This window comes from Acrocarpospora macrocephala (assembly GCF_009687865.1).
Classification (GTDB): domain Bacteria; phylum Actinomycetota; class Actinomycetes; order Streptosporangiales; family Streptosporangiaceae; genus Acrocarpospora; species Acrocarpospora macrocephala.
In genome coordinates, this window is sequence record NZ_BLAE01000033.1 from 181064 (window position 1) to 197547 (window position 16484).

The following is a 16484-nucleotide window of genomic DNA, read 5'->3' on the forward strand; positions in this document are numbered from 1 at the left end:
TCAGCCGGCGGTCAGCTGATCCCGGAGGGTCGTGCGGACGTCGCAGTTGGCGAGGGCGAAGGAGTCGGCCAGAGCGATGAGGTCGTCGTCGGTGAGGCCGCGGAAGAGTTCGGCGTACTCGTAGGCCAGGGGCTGGGCCACGGTGAGGTTGAGGATCAAAGTGCGGACCCAGTCGAAGCGGCCCCAGGGGTACGCGTCGAAGTCGGGGAACTCTTCGGCCATCATCTCGTAGAAGGGCTTGGTGACCTCGCGGATGCCGTAGCCGTCGCTCCCCCACTGGTCGGCGCCGAGGCGGTTCTTCTTGGCGACGAAATCGCCGAAGCGCTTCAGGTAGGGGGAGTCGGGGCGGACCATGACCAGGCCCTGGCGGCCCAGGTCCTTGTACATCCAGATGGACCAGCCGGCGTCGTCGCGGCGGTAGATGTCGAGCTGGTCGGTCAGCAGCCGGCGGCGCATGGCGTCGGTGCGCTCGTCGCCGGTGTAGATGGGGCCGAACTCGCCGACCCAGACGGGGGTGCCGGTGCGGCGGCAGTATTCGGTGCGCTCGGCGTACTTGGCTTCCAGGGCCGCCTTGTCGAAGTACCTGCCGTCGGTCGTGCCGGGGTAGTCGCCCCCGCCGCCGAGGCCGGGGGCGGCGTAGTCGTGGCAGACGTAGACGGTGTTCTCCCACGGCTCGTCGAAGACGTCGAACTCGGTGGAGTAGGTGTTGCCGTCCAGGAACAGGATGTGCCGGTCGTCGATCGCGCGGATGGCCTCGACCAGGCGGGTGTAGAACGGGCCGACCACCAGGCGCGACTCGTCGGCGGGCTCGTTGATCGGGTTGTATCCGGCCACCCAGGGGTTGTCCTTGTAGTGCTCGGCGATGTGCTCCCACATCGCCACCACGCGGTCCTGGAAGTGCGGGTGGTCCCAGAACGCGGGGCGGTGCGTGGGGTTGTCGGAGTGCCAGTGGTGGTTCTGCGAGCCGGGCAGCGCGTGCAGGTCGATGACCGAGTAGATGCCGTGCCGCGCGCACGCCTCGATGGCCCGGTCCAGGTGCCGGAATCCGTCCTTCTTGAACTCGAACGGCTTGCTGTCGTCCTCGAAGTGGCGGTAGTTGACCGGGAAGCGTACGCAGTTCATGCCCGCGTCGGCCAGCAGCTTCGCGTCGTCCTCGCCGAAGAACGCGGTCAGCAGGCGCTCGAAGAAGAGCTCGTAGCGGTCCTCGCCCAGGACCGCACGGACCGTGCCGCGCATGAGGGACTCATTGCCGGAGTAGCCGGTGATGAAGTTCTCCATGTTCAGCCAGCCGCCCACCGCGACGCCGCGCAGACGGACGGGGGTGTCCGTCTCGTCCATGAACTGGCGTCCCACGGTACGAAGAAACGTCATGGGGTCTGTTCCTCATTCTGTAGTTACTTGATCGCGCCGGCCGACAGGCCGCGCTCGAAGAGGCCCTGCAGGCACAGGTAGGCCACGATCTCGGGGATCGCGGTGATGACCGCGCTGGCCAGCACCTTGGTCTGGTCGTTGCTGAACTGGCTGACGAAGAACTGCGGCAGCAGCGTGACGGTCTGCTGGGCCGGGTCCTGGATGAGCACCAGCGGCAGCAGGTAGGCGTTCCACGAGCCGATCAGCGTCAGCACGACGATCGCCGCGGCGATCGGCCGCGTCATCGGCACGACGATGTAGCGGAAGGCCGTGAACGTGCCGGCGCCGTCGATCCTGGCCGCGTCGAACAGCGCGTCCGGCACGCCGTCGATGAACCTGCGCGCGATCAGGATGGTGAACGGGATCTGCAGGGCGGCCAGCGGCAGCACCACCGCCCAGTACGTGTCGTACACGCCGAGCGCGAGGGTCGTCGCGAACAGCGGGGTGAGCAGCACGACCTCGGGTAGGGTGAGCGCGGCCAGGATCATCCAGAAGTAGACCTCCTTGCGGCGGATGTGCAGCTTGGAGAATCCGAAGGCGGCGAGCATCGTCAGGACGTACACGATCAGGATCGTCGAGACGGAGATGATGACGCTGCTCTTGAAGAACGTCCCGATGGCGCCGACCTCGAACACCGCGCGGTAGTTCCCGGCGCCCTCCCCCGCCAGCGAGCCCTGCACCATGACGACCAGGGGGAACAGGTACGGGATGATCATCAGGGTGACCAGGACCTGCAGCACGAGCTTGGCCGGCAGGCGGCGTGCCTCAAACACCGGTCTCACTGTCCTTTCGGTTGGCCCGGACGGCGATGGCGATGGCGCCGGCCAGGGCCAGGATGAGCAGCATGATCGACAGGGCCGCGCCGTACCCGACGTGGGCGCTGGGGATGCTGATCCGGTAGATGTAGGTGCCGAGGAACTCGGTGGCGTAGTTGGGGCCGCCGATGGTCACCAGGTAGGGGACGTCGAAGGTCTTCAGCGCCCCGATCACGCTGAGCATGCCGAGCGCCACGGTGGTGCCGCGCACCCCGGGCCACACGATGCTGACCAGCGTGCGGATGTTGCTGGCCCCGTCGGTACGGGCGGCCTCCAGCGTCTCGGGGTCGATCTGCCCCATCGCCGCGTAGTAGAGCACGAACGTCAGGCCGGTGAAATTCCAGACGGTGATGAACATGATGACCGGCATCGCCGTGCCCGACTGGGCCAGCCACGGCTGGGACAGGAACCCCAGGCCGATGTGGTCCAGGGCCCAGTTGAGCTGGCCGTCGGCGGCGAACATCTGCCGGAACACCGGCGCCATCGTCGCCGGCGCGATGACCACCGGGGTGAAGACGATCACCTTGTAGACGGCGCCGAGCTTGACCTTCGAGTGCAGCAGCGCCGCGAACACGAACCCGATGGCGGTCTGCGCGGTGAAGGTCACGATGAAGAAGATCACGGTGTGCCAGATGGCCTGCCAGAAGATCGGGTCCTGCAGGATCCGCTGGTAGTTCTCCAGGCCCACCGGGGTCGGCGTCGGGCTGGTGCCGTCCCAGTCCAGGGTCGACAGGTAGCCGGTCTCGCCGATGCAGAAGTAGAGGAGGCCGACGACGAAGACGAACGCCGGCATGATCCACGGAATGCCGGAGGGTCGCAGCGCCCCTTTCCGGGAGCGTCCCGGAGAGGGGGGCGCGGTGGACGACGGACGGCGCGCCCCGGTCTTCCGCGAGGTCGTGGAGGTCATGGTTCTCCCTGCACGTACGTAGTGAATGGGACGGCCGTCCGCTGGGTTACTTGATCTTCGAGGCGGTGGCCTGCAGCGTGGCGGCGGCCTGCTCGGGGGTGGCCTGGCCCGCCGCCACCGTGGTGGACGCGACGCCGATCGCGGTCTGCAGGTCGGCGACCACGGTCGCCAGGCGCGGCTCGGTGGACTTGCCGGCGTCGGTGATCAGCTTCTCCAGCGCCGGCCGCTGCACCTCGGGGTTGACCAGCTTGACGGTGTCCCAGTTGGGCTGCGCGCTGGTCAGGGCGGGGATGTCGTTGAGGATATCGGCCACCACCTGCTGGCCCGCGGCCGAGGTGCCGAGCCAGGTCGCGAAGGTCGTGGCGGCGGCGATGGACTTGGACCTCTTGTTCACGGCAAGACCGAAGTCCGCGTCACCGTAGAGCGCGCCGACGTTGCCGGTGCCCGCCACGTCCGGGAAGGGGATGGGGAGCTGGGTGAACGGCTTGGGGTCGGCGACGCCGGCGCCGGAGATGGCCGCCGTGCTGCCTTCGACGGTGGAGTACTGCATGTACCAGGTGCCCATCATCACCATGGCGTACTTGCCGGACATGAAGCCGTTGTTGGCGTCGGGGTACTGCTGCATGCCGAGGGCGCCCTCCTGCATGATCCCGTCGTCGAACAGCTTCTTCCACAGGCCCAGCGCCTTGACGATCGCCGGGTCGGTCCACGGGACCTCGCCCTTGAGCGCCTTCTCCCACACGCCCGGCGCGACGTTGTCGGTGATGGCCTGGAGGGTGTCCTCGTTGAACGCGGTCTGCGCGGCGCCCTGCACGAAACAGCCGACGTTGTTGGACTTGAAGGTCTCGCAGACCTTCTTCCACTCGTCGTACGTCTTCGGCGGGGTCAGCTGGTATTTGTCGAACAGGTCCTTGTTCACCCAGACCGTCCCGGAGAACACCGAACCGACCGACAGGGCGGCGAGCTTGCCGCCGTTCGTCAGGCTGGACACCCCGATCGGGGCCAGTTTCGACTTCCAGTCCGCGCCCAGCGCCTTCTCGACGGCGGGCGTGAGGTCCACGGCGTTGACACCGTAGATGTCGACCGAACCGTTCGCGGCGCCCGGCGCGACGTCGAAGACGTCCGGGCCTACCGAGGAGGCCAGCGCGGGACGGATGGCCGCGTCGTAGCCGTCGATGGTGAGTTTCTTGAAGGTGACCTTGATGTTCGGGTAGACCTTGTTGAAGGCCTTGATGTAGGCCTCGGCGGGCGTCGCGTCGGGCGTCCACCCCCACCAGGTGATGTTCCCCGAGTCGACGGATCCCTTGTCCGCGGTCTCGGCCGGTGCGCCGCCGGCGCATCCGGCCAGCGTCAGCCCTACGGCCATGAGCGCGGCGACGGTTCCAAAGGGACTACGGTTCCTGGTTCGCGAGGATCCCAGCATGTGATCTCTCCTTGCACGTGATAGGCACGCACCGTGGTATGACGCCGCCCTGCGAGCTGCCGACGGTTCGGCCGAACAGCCGAAACTTCCGAAAGTTTCGAGAAGTGGTCTCGGGAGAGCGAAACATCGGCCACCTCACAGTGTCAAGAATTTGAGCTGAATTGTTTCCGTTGAGTTTCGAAACTCCTGATCTTCACAGCCGCGTCATCGCGGCTTGACCTGGGCGTCACGCCAGGCCCTGGCAGCGAGTTTCCGCTGTTCCAGGTGGCCTGGACCACACCAGCCGCGCCGATGCTACGGTTATAGAAAGTTTCGACAGACCGAACCGAAGCATGAAGAGGTGTCGTGGCGATCGAACCGAGCACACGGAAGCGGGCCACCAGCAAGCGGGCCAACCGGGTGACCATCGCGATGGTCGCCCGGGAGGCGGGCGTGTCCGTGCCGACCGTGAGCAAGGTGCTCAACGGCCGTGACGCCGTCGGCCCGGAGACCCGCCGGCGCGTGCAGGACGCGCTGAGCTCGACAGGTTACCAGCGTAGGGCCAGGTCAGAGCCACGCAAGGTGGGATTGGTGGACTTCGTGATCACCGAGCTGGACACCGCCTGGGCCTGCGAGCTGCTGCGCGGCGCCGAGCAGGAGGCGTACCGGCTGGGCACCCGGCTGGTGCTGACCGTCACGCACGACCGGCAGGCCAACCCGCGCGAGTGGCTGAGCGCCCTCGCCTCCCGGCCGACCGACGGCGTGGTCCTGGTGGCGTCGAGCACCCGGCACGTGGCCGCGACGCGGCTCCGCACGATCGAGGCGCCGTTCGTGGTCATCGACCAGTTCGGCGGGTACGACCACGACATCCCCACCATCGGCGCCACCAACTGGGCCGGCGGTTTCGCGGCCACCGAGCACCTGATCGGCCTCGGCCACCGCCGCATCGGCGTGATCACCGGGCCCGATGACGTGCGGTGCAGCCTGGAGCGCCTCGACGGCTACCGGGCCGCGCTGCGCCGCGCGGGCCTGCCGGTCGACGAGCGCCTGGTGCGGCAGGGCGACTTCTACGCCGAGGGCGGCCGGCGCGGCGCGGCCGCGCTGCTCGACCTGCCGGATCCGCCCACCGCCGTGTTCGCCGGCTCCGACCAGCAGGCGGCGGGGGTGTACGAGGAGATGCGCGGGCGGGGCCTGCGGGTGCCCGACGACCTCAGCGTGGTCGGCTTCGACGACACCGAGGTCTGCGAGTGGATGTTCCCCCGGCTGACCACCATCCGCCAGCCCCTCGCCCAGATGGCCGTGCTGGCCGTACGCAACGTGCTGGAGCCCGCGCATCCGGCCCTGCGCCTGGAGCTGTCCACCAGCCTGGTCGTCAGGGATAGCACGAGCCCGCCGCGTCGCCGCAGGTGAAAGGCCCTCAGGACGCGAGCACGTCGCGCCAGGAGTATTCCGGCTCGAACCCCAGCTCCTGCCGGGCCCGGGTGATATCGAGCGCGCTCTCGTAGCCGTCCAGCGGGCGCCGCACCGGCACGCCCGGGAACACCTCCGCCGCCAGTTCGGCCGTGGGCCGGTCCATCAGTGTGTCCCGCGCGGCGATCACGTACGACGGGGCGCCGGTCACGTCGGCGAGCAGGCCGCGGCGGCACGCCTGCGCGACGTCGCGGTCGTCGATGTAGCCCCACAGGTCGAACACCCTGGTCAGCGGGTCGGCCCAGTAGCTGGGCAGCTTGGGGTAGTCGGCGGCGGCGTGGATGTTGGACAGCCGCAACGAGACGATCGGGATGCCCGACCACGCCGAGATGTGCTCGGCCATCGTCTCGCCGACCACCTTCGACAGCGCGTAGGTCGACAGCGGGTACGGGTAGTGGTCCTCGTCCACGGGCAGGTAGCGCGGCGGGGCGTCCGGGGCGAACGGGAACCCCAGCGCGGTCTCGCTGGAGGCCCACACGATCCGGCCGACGCCGAGCTTGGCGGCCGCAAGGAAGACGTTGGCGTTCATGGCGTTGTTGGTGTTGAGCGTCCGGGCGTCGGTGAAGTAGCCGGGCGCGGGGATCGCCGCCAGGTGGACGACGCCGTCCACGCCGGTCAGCGCGTCGACGGTGTCCCCGAAGTCGGTCAGGTCCGCGCGCAGCAGCGGCGTGCCGAGCTGTTCCCACAGCTCACCGCGGTCGCCGGGCGCGCCGGCCACGTCGACGGCCCGCACCTCGTGCCCGTGGGCGAGCAGGTCCTGGAGCACGGCCCGCCCGGCCTTGCCACTCGCTCCTGTAACCGCGATCTTCACGGCAGGCCTCGCTTTCGTTCCGGAATCGCAGAGACCTACGGTAGTAGATCGGGTACCGAAAGTTCGTCGAAACTATCGAGCCCTCGAATTCAGCGGCCAGACCGCCCTGACAGGCAAAAATGCGGTCATCAGGCCAGGTCGTTCGGTCCTCCGCCTTGACGTACGGGGGCGGTGGTTCTACTTTGTCAACATACCCCTGAAGTTTCGGATAATTTCCGAAACTTTCTGTGCCGATTTTCCATGAAGGAGCCACCGGTGCCTCTGGTGCAGATCGACCTAGAGCGTTCCCTCGCCGAACGGCTGGGCGAGCAGATCAGCGAAGGGATCCATCAAGCGCTGGTGGACGCGCTCGGGATGGACCCGACCGACAAGTTCCAGATCTTCCGCACGCACGCCCCCGGCGAGATCGTCTTCGACCCGGGGTACAACGGTGTCGACCGCCGCCAGCTGGTCAGCGTCCAGATCCAGATGGTCCACATGTACGACGTGACCACCAAGTGGGCGATGTTCGACGAGATCGCCAAGCGGCTGGAGGAGATCGGCGTCCGCAACGACGACCTGCTGATCAGCATCGTGGAGAACGGCTTCGAGGACTGGTACGCCGGCAAATCACGCAGCTGACCACGATCCGCAAAGAGCTGGAGTCCACCATGAAGGTTCTCTATATCGGCGGCACCGGCACGATCAGCTCGTCGTGCGTGGCCGAGTCCGTCCGCCAGGGCCAGGACGTGTACGTCCTGAACCGCGGCCGCACCTCGGGCCGCCGCCCCCTCCCCGACGGCGTCACCCCCCTCACCGGCGACGTCCAGGACCCCGAGTCCGTCCGTGCCGCGCTGGCCGGCACGGCGTTCGACTGCGTGGTCAACTTCCTCAGTTTCGGCGCCAAGGACGCCGAGGCGGCGGTCGACCTGCTGGACGGCCGGGTCGGCCAGTACGTGCACATCAGCTCCGCCTCCATCTACCACAAGCCGGTGCGGCAGTGGCCGATCACGGAGTCGACCACCCGGCGCAACCCGTACCTGGCCTACGCCCGGGACAAGATCGCCGCCGAGGACGTGCTCCACCGCGCGTACGAGGAGCGTGACTTCCCGGTCACCGTCGTGCGCCCGTCGCACACCTACGACGACGCCCACCCGCCGCTGCCCGGCGACTGGACCGCCTGGGACCGCGTCGCGCGCGGCGACGAGCTGGTCGTGCCGGGCGACGGCACCAGCCTGTGGACCCTGACGCACGCCCGGGACTTCGCCGTCGGCCTGGCCGGCCTGATCGGGAACTGGCAGGCCGTCGGCGAGGACTTCCACATCACCTCCGACGAGGCGCTGACCTGGAACGAGATCTACGGCATCATCGCCCGCACGTCCGGCACGCCGGCCCGGCTGCTCCACCTGCCGTCGGAGTTCCTGCCGAAGGTGGCGCCGGACTGGTTCTGGTCCGACCTGATCGTCGGCGACCTGGCGCACAGCGCGGTCTTCGACAACAGCAAGATCAAGCGGTTCGTCCCCGCGTTCCGGCCCACGACCACCTGGTCGGAGGGTGCCCGCCGGCTGCACGACTGGCGGTCCGCGCACCCCGAGCGAACCCGCCGGGACCCGGCCACCGACGCGGTGCTGGCCCGGCTGGTCGAGGCACACCGGACCGCCGTCGCCGCGCTCACGCCGCTGGCCCCGTGATGCCGGGCGACCTGACCGCCGAGGTGTGGCTGGACGTCTCCGGCGTGCACCTGGAGGGCGTGGTGTGGGACGACGTCGCGGGCCGCCTGCGGTTCGTCGACATCCCCCGGGGGCGGATCTTCGAGGCCGGGACCGGCTGGTTCGACCTGCCCGCCCCGGTCACCGCCGTGCACCCGACCACCGACCCCGCGACGCTGCTGGTCGCGGACGGCGACGGCATGGCGCTGACCTCGGGCGGCGCGCTGACCGAGCGGCTGGCCGCGCCGCTCGCCGGGCGGCCGGAGATCCGCATGAACGACGGCAACGTCGACCCCGCGGGGCGCTACCTCGCCGGGAGCATGGCCTACGACGTCACCCCGGGCGCGGGCGCCCTGTATCGCCTGGACGCCGACCGTTCGCTGCACACGGTGCTGACCGGCGTCACCATCAGTAACGGCCTGGACTGGTCCCCCGACGGCACCCTGTGCTACTTCGTGGACAGCCCGACCCGCCGCGTCGACGTGTTCGACTACGACGTGGCCACCGGCGCCCTGTCCGGACGCCGGACGTTCGCCGACACCTCCGATCTCCCCGGCATTCCCGACGGCCTGACCGTCGACGCCGACGGAGGGGTGTGGGTGGCGTTCTGGGGCGGCTCGCGCGTGGTCCGCTACGACACCGGCGGCCGGGCCGACCACACCGTCCGCCTGCCGGTCACGCAGGTCACCTCGTGCGCGTTCGGCGGTCCCGACCTGGACCAGCTGTACATCTCCACCTCCACCGAGGACCTCACCCCCGACCAGCTCCGTGACCAGCCCGCCGCCGGCGCGATCTTCCGGGCCGAGCCCGGCCGCCGCGGCCGACCCGTGAACAGGTTCGTGATCTGACATGGCGTACGACCCGGCGGTGCGCCGCCCGTTCGGCCGCACCGGGCTCAGCGTGACGCCCATCTGCATCGGCACCAGCCCGCTGGCCAGCATGCCCGCGCTGTACGGCTACGAGGTGGACGACGCCCGCGCCGAGGCCACGGTGGACGCCGTGCTCGACGGGCCGTTCAACTTCCTGGACACCTCCAACAACTACGGCGGCGGCACCGCCGAGCGGCGTATCGGCGCCGTGGTGCGCCGCCGCGGCCTGCCCGGCGGTTTCGTGCTGGCCACCAAGGCCGACGCCGACCCCGGCACCGGCGACTTCTCCGGGGACCGGGTGCGCCGTTCGGTGGCGGAGAGCCTGGACCGCCTCGGGGTGGACCGCGTGCCGGTCATGTACCTGCACGACCCCGAGTTCCACGTCACCTTCGAGGAGGCCATGGCCCCGGGCGGCCCGGTCGAGGCGCTGGTCGCGCTGCGCGCGGAGGGCGTGGTCGGCCATCTCGGCATCGCGGGCGGACCGGTGGAGCTGATGCGCCGGTATGTGGGGACCGGCGTGTTCGAGGCCGTGATCAACCACAACCGCTGGACCCTGGTCGACCGCGCCGCCGAGCCGCTGATCGAGGACGCGGTCGCGCGCGGCGTCGCGTTCGTCAACGGCGCGCCGTACGGCGGGGGCATGCTCGTCAAAGGCCCCGACGCGCAGCCCCGGTACGCCTACCGCGACACCGATGAGCCGGTGCGGGAAGCGGTCCGCGCGATGTGGAACGCGTGCGCCGCCCACGACGTGCCCCTCGCCGCCGCCGCGCTGCAGTTCTCGCTGCGCGACCCCCGGGTGACGTCGACCATCGTCGGCGTCTCCGAGCCCGAGCGGATCGCCGCGACCCTGGAGCTCGCGACCACCCCGATCCCCGCCGAGCTGTGGGACGAGCTCGACCGGCTGACGCCCCCGCCTGGCGGGTGGCTGGAATGACCCGCCGTACTAAACGGAGTGACATATGACCCTCGTGAGCACAGACGTATGGAAGGACGCCCGCCGGTCACCCGCGGAGCGGGTCGAGGCGCTGATGGCGCTGATGAGCCTGCCCGAGAAGGTCGCCCAGCTGTACGGCGTCTGGGTGGGCATCGACAACACCGACGGCGAGATGGCCCCGCACCAGCACGAGTTCACCTCGCTGCCTCTCCCGTGGGACGAGCTGGTCAAGGACGGCATGGGGCAGCTGACCCGGCCGTTCGGCACCGCGCCGGTCGACGTGGCCAAGGGCGCGGCCACCCTCGCCGCCGCCCAGCGGTCCATCATGGCGGCCGGGCGGTGGGGCATCCCCGCGGTGGTGCACGAGGAGATCCTGACCGGCCTGGCCGCGTGGCAGGCGGGCGTCTACCCCTCGCCGCTGTGCTGGGGCGCCACCTTCGACCCCGGGCTGATCGAGCGGATGGGCGCGCAGATCGGCGCCACCATGCGGCGCCTGGGCATCCACCAGGGCCTCGCCCCGGTGCTGGACGTCGCGCGCGACCTGCGGTGGGGCCGGGTCGAGGAGACCATCGGCGAGGACCCGGTGCTGGTGGGCACGATCGGAAGCGCCTACGTGCGCGGCGTGCAGTCCGCGGGCGTCATCGCCACGCTCAAGCACTTCGTGGGGTATTCGGCGTCCAAGGGCGGCCGGAACCTGGCCCCGGTGTCGGCGGGTCGCCGCGAGATCGCCGACGTGCTGCTGCCGCCGTTCGAGATGGCGCTGCGCGCGGGCGCCGGCTCGGTGATGAACTCCTACGCCGACATCGACGGCACCCCGGTGGCGGCCGACCCGGCGCTGCTCACCGACCAGCTGCGCGACAGGTACGGCTTCACCGGCACGGTGGTGGCCGACTACTTCTCCGTCGCGTTCCTGCAGACCCTGCACCACGTGGCGGCGTCCCCGGCGGACGCGGCCCGGCTGGCGCTCACCGCCGGGATCGACGTCGAGCTGCCCACGGTGAACTGCTTCGGACCGCCGCTGGTCGAGGCGATCGAGCGCGGCGAGGTGGATATCGCGCTGATCGATCGCGCGCTGCGGCGGGTGCTGCTGCAGAAGTGCGAGCTCGGCCTGCTCGACGAGGGCTGGGCGCCGGAGCCGCCCGTGCTGGACGAGGACGGCGAGGTCGTGCTGGACGACGCCGAGGTGCGAGAGCTGGCCGGTGAGCTGGCCCGCCGGTCCGTCGTGCTGCTGCACAACACCGCGGGCGCGCTGCCGCTGGCGGGGGGCCTGAAGCTGGCCGTGGTGGGGCCGCGCGCCGACACCCCGCAGGCCATGCTGGGCTGCTACTCGTTCCCGATGCACGTCGGCGTGCACCACCCGGGCGTCGGCATGGGGATCGAGGTGCCCACGCTGGTGGACGCGCTGCGCGCCGACCTCGCCGGTTACGACGTGCGGTACGCGCAGGGCGTCCCGGTGCTCGGCGGCGACGACGAGGGCATCGCCACGGCGGTGGCGGCCGCGGCCGACGCCGACGTCTGCGTGGCGGTGCTCGGCGACCAGGCGGGATTGTTCGGGCGCGGCACCTCCGGTGAGGGCTGCGACGCGAGCGGCCTGCGCCTGCCCGGCCGCCAGGAGGAGCTGCTGGAGGCCGTGCTCGCCACCGGCACGCCCGTCGTTTTGGTGCTGCTGGTTGGCCGTCCGTACGAGCTCGGCCGGCAGATCGACCGGCTGGCCGCCGTGGTGTGCGGGTTCTTCCCCGGCGAGGAGGGCGCGGCGGCGCTGGCCGACGTGCTGTCCGGACGGGCCGACCCGGCGGGACGGCTGCCGGTGAGCTTCCCCAGGGACGGCGGCAACCAGCCCGCGACCTACCTGGGCGCGCCCCTCGCCCTGCGGAGCGAAGTCAGCGACGTGGACCCCACCGCGCTGTTCGCCTTCGGCCACGGGTTGTCGTACGCGCCGGTCACCTGGGCGGGGATCGCCGGGGACTCGTCCTGGACCACCGACGGCACGTTCGACGTGCGGGTGACGCTGCGCAACGAGGCGGACCGGGAGGTGTCCGAGGTGGTTCAGGTGTACCTGCACGACCCGGTCGCCGAGGTCGCCCGCCCCGTGCAGGCGCTGCTCGCCGCGCACCGCGTCGACCTGGCCCCCGGCCAGACGCGCGAGATCACCCTCACGCTGCACGCCGACCAGACCTCCTACACCGGGGCGTCCTGGCGGCGGCAGGTCGACCCCGGCGAGGTGGAGCTGCGGGTGGGGGCGTCCAGCGCCGACATCCGGGAGACCATCGCCGTCACGATGACCGGCCCGCGGCGCCACGTCGGCTTCGACCGGGTCATGGAGGCGACCGTCACCACCGTGTGACGGCGGGAAAGACGGTGGCCCCGCGCGGCGGCGGGGCCACCGTCTTTCACTCGCCCGGGTAGCGCAGGCCGACCTGGGCCCGGACCTCGTCCATCGTGCCCATGATCTGGCAGGACTCGTCGAGAGTGAGGGTCGGGCTCTCCAGCAGGCCCGCGCGCACGCAGCGCGCGACCTCCTCGGTCTGGAAGCGCAGCCCGTTGCCGGGCACGGCGAACTCGTACCGCTCCACCGCGCCGGTGCGCGCGGTCAGCGTGAAGGACGTCGGGCGATACCACCAGGCGTCGATGTCGATGCGCGCGTCCGTCCCGGCGATGGACGCCCGGTTGGGCAGGAACGCCTCCATGCTGCTCGTCGCCACGCCCTGGCGGCCGCCCGCGTACCCGGTGATCACCGCGGTCTGCCCGTCCACGCCGGTGTCGCCGAACTGCGTGGCGGCGCGCACCGTGGCGGGGGCGCCGAGCACCATGGACAGGAACGACACCGGGTAGACCCCGAGGTCGAGCAGGGCGCCACCGCCGAGGTGCGGGTCGAACATGCGGTGCGCGGGGTCGCGGCGGAACCAGACGCCGTGCTCGGCGGTCACCAGCCGGACGTCGCCGAGGCGGCCCTCGGCGAGCAGCTCGCGGATGCGGACCATGTGCGGCAGGAAGCGCGTCCACATCGCCTCCATCAGGAACACCCCGCGGGTCTTGGCCGCCTTGACCAGTTCCTCGGCCTCGGCGCGGTTGATGGTGAACGGCTTCTCGACCAGGACGGCCTTGCCCGCCTCGATGGCGGCCAGGGCGGCGTCCCGGTGCGCGGTGTGCGGGGTCGCGACGTACACCGCGTCGATGTCCGCGGCGGCGAGCAGTTCGGCCTGGTCGCCGCAGGAGCGGAGCGCGCCCACCTGGGCGGCGAACGCCTCGGCGCGGGCCGCGGTGCGCGAGCCGACCGCCACCAGCTCACCGGCGTCGGACAGCCGCAGGTCCGCGGCGAAGGCCGCGGCGATGCCGCCGGTGCCGACGATGGCCCAGCGCAGAGGTTCGGGGATGGTCATCGCAGCGATGTCTCCAGGGTAGGGGTGGTTTCGCCGGGCTTGCCGCGCACGATGGGGTTGCGCAGCACGCCCACGCCGCCGATGCCGATCTCGACCACGTCGCCGGGGGCGAGCGTGAACGGCGCCGACGGCACCAGGCAGGTGCCGGTGGACAGCACGACGCCGTCGGGGTGCACATCGCCGAACATCAGGTAGGCCACCAGGCCGTCCAGCCGCCTGCGCAGCCGCCCGGTGTTCGCCTCGCCGTACCAGACCGGTGCTTTGTCGCGGTGGATGGTCATCTGGATGGGCAGGTCGTACGGGTCCTCGACCTCCCACGCCGGGGTGACCCACGGGCCGAGGCCGCAGGCGCCGTAGAAGATCTTGGCCTGGGGCAGGTAGAGCGGGTTCTCGCCTTCGATGCTGCGCGAGGACATGTCATTGCACACCGTGTACCCGGCGATCTCGCCGAGGCTGTTCACCACCAGGGCCAGCTCGGGCTCGGGCACGTCCACCTCCGAATCGGGGCGGATGGAGAGCTCTCCCCCGGTGCCCACGGCCCGCCAGCCGGTCGACTTGAAGAACAGCTCGGGCCGCTCGGCGTCGTAGACCTGCTCGTAGACGGTCGCGGAGCGCTCGCTCTCCTCGACCCTGGCCTCCCGGGACGTCTCGTACGTGACGCCCGCCGCCCACACCTCGGTGCGGCCGTCCACCGGGGCAAGCAGCTCGACGTCCGCCAGCGGCACCCGCTCGCCGAGCGGGCCGTCCAGCCTGGCGCGCAACGCGTCCAGCGGCAGCGTCCACAACTGCGCGAGGGACGCGACACCGGTCAGCTCGGCGACGGCGCCGTCGTCGTGCAGGCCGATCCGGGGCTCGGCGGATTGTCGCGTGCGATACCTGACGATGTTCACCTGACTCCTTCCTGCGCGTGGGCCCGCAGGTAGTCCATGTCGAAGTCGAGCCCGAGGCCGGGACCCGGCGGCAGCTTCAGGCGGCCGTCGCTGTTGTCCAGCGGCGTGCGCAGGAACTGGTTGTACGCGCTGAGATCGTGGCCGCTCGACTCGAGACGGTAGAAGTTCGGCACGGTCAGCATCACCTGACCGCCCGCGACGAGGTTGACCGGCCCGCTCGCGTCGTGCGGGGAGACCGGGACGTAGTACGCCTCCGCCATCGTGGCGATCTTCTTCAGCTCGCTGATGCCGCCGGTCCAGGTGACATCCGGCATCACGAAGTCGGCCAGCCGGCTCTCCAGGATCGGGACGAAGTCCCAGCGGGTGTGCAGCCGTTCGCCCACCGAGATGGGCACCCGCACCCGGTCCCGTACCTGCTGGAGGGCGTGGCGGCTCTCCGGCGGCACCGGCTCCTCGTACCAGTGGATGCCGCCCACCTCGTCCAGGGCCTGGCCCAGCCGGATGGCGGTGGGCACGTCGAACCGGCCGTGCGCGTCGACGAGCAGCTCGACGTCGGGCCCGGCGAGCTCACGGATACTCGCGGTCAGCTCGATCGCCTCGCGCTCCAGCGCCCGGCTGAGCCGGCCGTCGAGGTAGCGGTCGTTGGCCTCCGGCTGGCCGGGTTCGTGCGGAAACGGGTCGAACTTGATCGCGGTGTGCCCCGAGTCGACAATCTTCCCGATCTCCTCGGCGATCCCCTCCCTGGTGCCGAACTTGGACTGGTCGGGATGGGTGTACAGGAGCAGGTCGTCGCGGACGGCGCCGCCGAGCAGGTCGTGCACCGGCACGCCGAGCACCTTGCCGCGGATGTCCCACAACGCGATGTCGACGGCGCTGATCACATTGGTGGCGGCGCCGCGGCTGCCCATATAGGTGAACGCCCGGAACAGCTTGTGCCAGATGTCCTCGATCCTGGCCGGGTCGTGCCCGGCGAGCAGCTCACCCGCCTGCCGCAGCATGGCCGCGACGCCGCGGTTGGCCGCGCGGGTCGTGGTGGTGACCTCACCCCAGCCGTCCACACCCTGATCGGTGCGCACCTGCAGGAACAGGAACTCGCCCCAGTAGGAACCCCCGGACCGCACCAGCCACGGCACCAGCTCGACGATCTTCAAGCGGGCCACGCGCCGGCTCCGTGCCGGGCGCGCCGCCAGCGCTCGTACTCGGGCGTGGCCTCCTCCGACAGCGGATAGTACGTCCTCAGGTCGCCGCCCTGGGACAGCCGCTGGCGGGAAAACTCCTCCCATTCGGCGTGCCGGCTCGCCTCGGCCAGCAGGGCCGGGGCCAGCTTGATCGGGACGACCACCGCGCCGTCGTCGTCGGCGACGATGATGTCGCCCGGCATCACGACGGTGTTGCCGCACGCCACCGGCACGTTGACGGCGGTGGGGAAGATGCCGGTCTGGGAGTGGAAGTTCGGGGTGGCGCCGCGCACCCACAGGCCGAGGCCGAGGTCCCGCACCTTGCCGATGTCGCGCACGCAGCCGTCCACGACGACGCCGAGGCCGCCGCGGCGCTTGAAGTAGAGCAGCATCATCTCGCCGAACACGCCGCTGCTCATGTCGCCGCGGGCGTCCACCACCACGATGTCGCCCGGCCGGGTGTGGTAGAGCACGTGCCGGTGCAGCTGCTTCTCCGGGTCGGCGTACTCGTCGACCGGGTACAGGTCCTCGCGTTTCGGCATGAACTGCAGGGTGAGAGCCGGACCGGCGACGCATGTGCCGGGCGTGTGCGAGACCGGGCCGCGGATGTGCGCGCTGCGGACCCCGAGGCGGTTGAGCTCGCTGCTCGCGGTGGCGCTGCCGATGGCCTGCAAACCGGCGACGAGCTCGCCCGCCGGGCGGACGATGTCGTGCGTCTCGATCACGTCGG

The 16484-nt window shown here is 70.6% G+C and carries 15 protein-coding genes; 6 read left to right on the plus strand and 9 right to left on the minus strand.

What is annotated here, in order from left to right; translation table 11 throughout:
• From Amac_RS27245 to Amac_RS27260, 4 genes are read right to left on the minus strand one after another with little or no spacing between them, the layout of a single operon-like run.
• Nucleotides 1-1371: a glycoside hydrolase family 5 protein gene (locus tag Amac_RS27245; RefSeq protein ID WP_155357257.1), complete on the minus strand. Its 1371-nt coding sequence runs from the start codon at nt 1369-1371 to the stop codon at nt 1-3.
• 23 nt (nt 1372-1394) lie between these two features.
• The gene (locus Amac_RS27250; RefSeq protein ID WP_155357258.1) at nt 1395-2183 is read right to left on the minus strand and encodes a carbohydrate ABC transporter permease; all 789 of its coding nucleotides are present in this window, start codon (nt 2181-2183) and stop codon (nt 1395-1397) included.
• The gene (locus Amac_RS27255) at nt 2176-3132 is read right to left on the minus strand and encodes a carbohydrate ABC transporter permease (RefSeq protein ID WP_155357259.1); all 957 of its coding nucleotides are present in this window, start codon (nt 3130-3132) and stop codon (nt 2176-2178) included. The genes Amac_RS27250 and Amac_RS27255 overlap by 8 nt, the downstream gene beginning before the upstream one ends.
• Nucleotides 3133-3178: 46 nt before the next feature.
• Nucleotides 3179-4498, minus strand: coding sequence for an ABC transporter substrate-binding protein (locus Amac_RS27260; RefSeq protein WP_170322669.1), 1320 nt, complete (start codon nt 4496-4498; stop codon nt 3179-3181).
• A gap of 402 nt (nt 4499-4900) precedes the next feature.
• On the opposite strand from Amac_RS27260, the gene Amac_RS27265 reads away from it, so the two are divergent.
• Nucleotides 4901-5944 (plus strand): LacI family DNA-binding transcriptional regulator, encoded by a 1044-nt coding sequence (locus Amac_RS27265; RefSeq protein WP_246268723.1) that lies wholly within the window; start codon nt 4901-4903, stop codon nt 5942-5944.
• 7 nt (nt 5945-5951) lie between these two features.
• Here Amac_RS27265 and Amac_RS27270 read toward each other — a convergent pair whose 3' ends face one another.
• Nucleotides 5952-6815 carry an NAD-dependent epimerase/dehydratase family protein gene (locus Amac_RS27270; RefSeq protein ID WP_218041302.1) on the minus strand — a complete coding sequence of 288 codons (864 nt, stop codon included), beginning with the start codon at nt 6813-6815 and terminating at the stop codon, nt 5952-5954.
• A 255-nt stretch (nt 6816-7070) separates the two neighbouring features.
• Between Amac_RS27270 and Amac_RS27275 the strand changes: the two genes are divergently transcribed.
• The 5 genes from Amac_RS27275 to Amac_RS27295 are packed head-to-tail and all read left to right on the plus strand — an operon-like array spanning nt 7071 to nt 12650.
• Entirely contained in the window at nt 7071-7436 is a 366-nt protein-coding gene (locus Amac_RS27275) for a tautomerase family protein (RefSeq protein ID WP_170322670.1), read from the plus strand.
• A gap of 29 nt (nt 7437-7465) precedes the next feature.
• Nucleotides 7466-8485, plus strand: coding sequence for an NAD-dependent epimerase/dehydratase family protein (locus Amac_RS27280; protein ID WP_155357262.1), 1020 nt, complete (start codon nt 7466-7468; stop codon nt 8483-8485).
• Complete coding sequence (locus tag Amac_RS27285) at nt 8485-9351, plus strand: SMP-30/gluconolactonase/LRE family protein (protein ID WP_155357314.1); 867 nt, start codon at nt 8485-8487, stop codon at nt 9349-9351. The genes Amac_RS27280 and Amac_RS27285 overlap by 1 nt, the downstream gene beginning before the upstream one ends.
• Before the next feature lies 1 nt (nt 9352).
• Nucleotides 9353-10306 carry an aldo/keto reductase gene (locus tag Amac_RS27290; protein WP_155357263.1) on the plus strand — a complete coding sequence of 318 codons (954 nt, stop codon included), beginning with the start codon at nt 9353-9355 and terminating at the stop codon, nt 10304-10306.
• Between the two features lie 25 nt (nt 10307-10331).
• Nucleotides 10332-12650, plus strand: a complete 2319-nt coding sequence (locus tag Amac_RS27295) for a beta-xylosidase/alpha-l-arabinosidase (protein ID WP_155357264.1) — start codon at nt 10332-10334, stop codon at nt 12648-12650.
• A 46-nt stretch (nt 12651-12696) separates the two neighbouring features.
• Here Amac_RS27295 and Amac_RS27300 read toward each other — a convergent pair whose 3' ends face one another.
• Genes Amac_RS27300 through Amac_RS27315 form a run of 4 tightly spaced genes read right to left on the minus strand, consistent with a single transcriptional unit; the run spans nt 12697 to nt 16479 of the window.
• Nucleotides 12697-13686, minus strand: a complete 990-nt coding sequence (locus tag Amac_RS27300) for a Gfo/Idh/MocA family protein (RefSeq protein WP_155357265.1) — start codon at nt 13684-13686, stop codon at nt 12697-12699.
• Nucleotides 13683-14576: a fumarylacetoacetate hydrolase family protein gene (locus Amac_RS27305; RefSeq protein ID WP_155357266.1), complete on the minus strand. Its 894-nt coding sequence runs from the start codon at nt 14574-14576 to the stop codon at nt 13683-13685. Before Amac_RS27305 ends, Amac_RS27300 begins: the two co-directional genes overlap by 4 nt.
• Nucleotides 14573-15736 carry a mandelate racemase/muconate lactonizing enzyme family protein gene (locus Amac_RS27310; protein WP_218041303.1) on the minus strand — a complete coding sequence of 388 codons (1164 nt, stop codon included), beginning with the start codon at nt 15734-15736 and terminating at the stop codon, nt 14573-14575. Before Amac_RS27310 ends, Amac_RS27305 begins: the two co-directional genes overlap by 4 nt.
• Entirely contained in the window at nt 15724-16479 is a 756-nt protein-coding gene (locus tag Amac_RS27315; RefSeq protein WP_155357267.1) for a ribonuclease activity regulator RraA, read from the minus strand. The genes Amac_RS27310 and Amac_RS27315 overlap by 13 nt, the downstream gene beginning before the upstream one ends.
• Nucleotides 16480-16484: the final 5 nt, after the last annotated feature.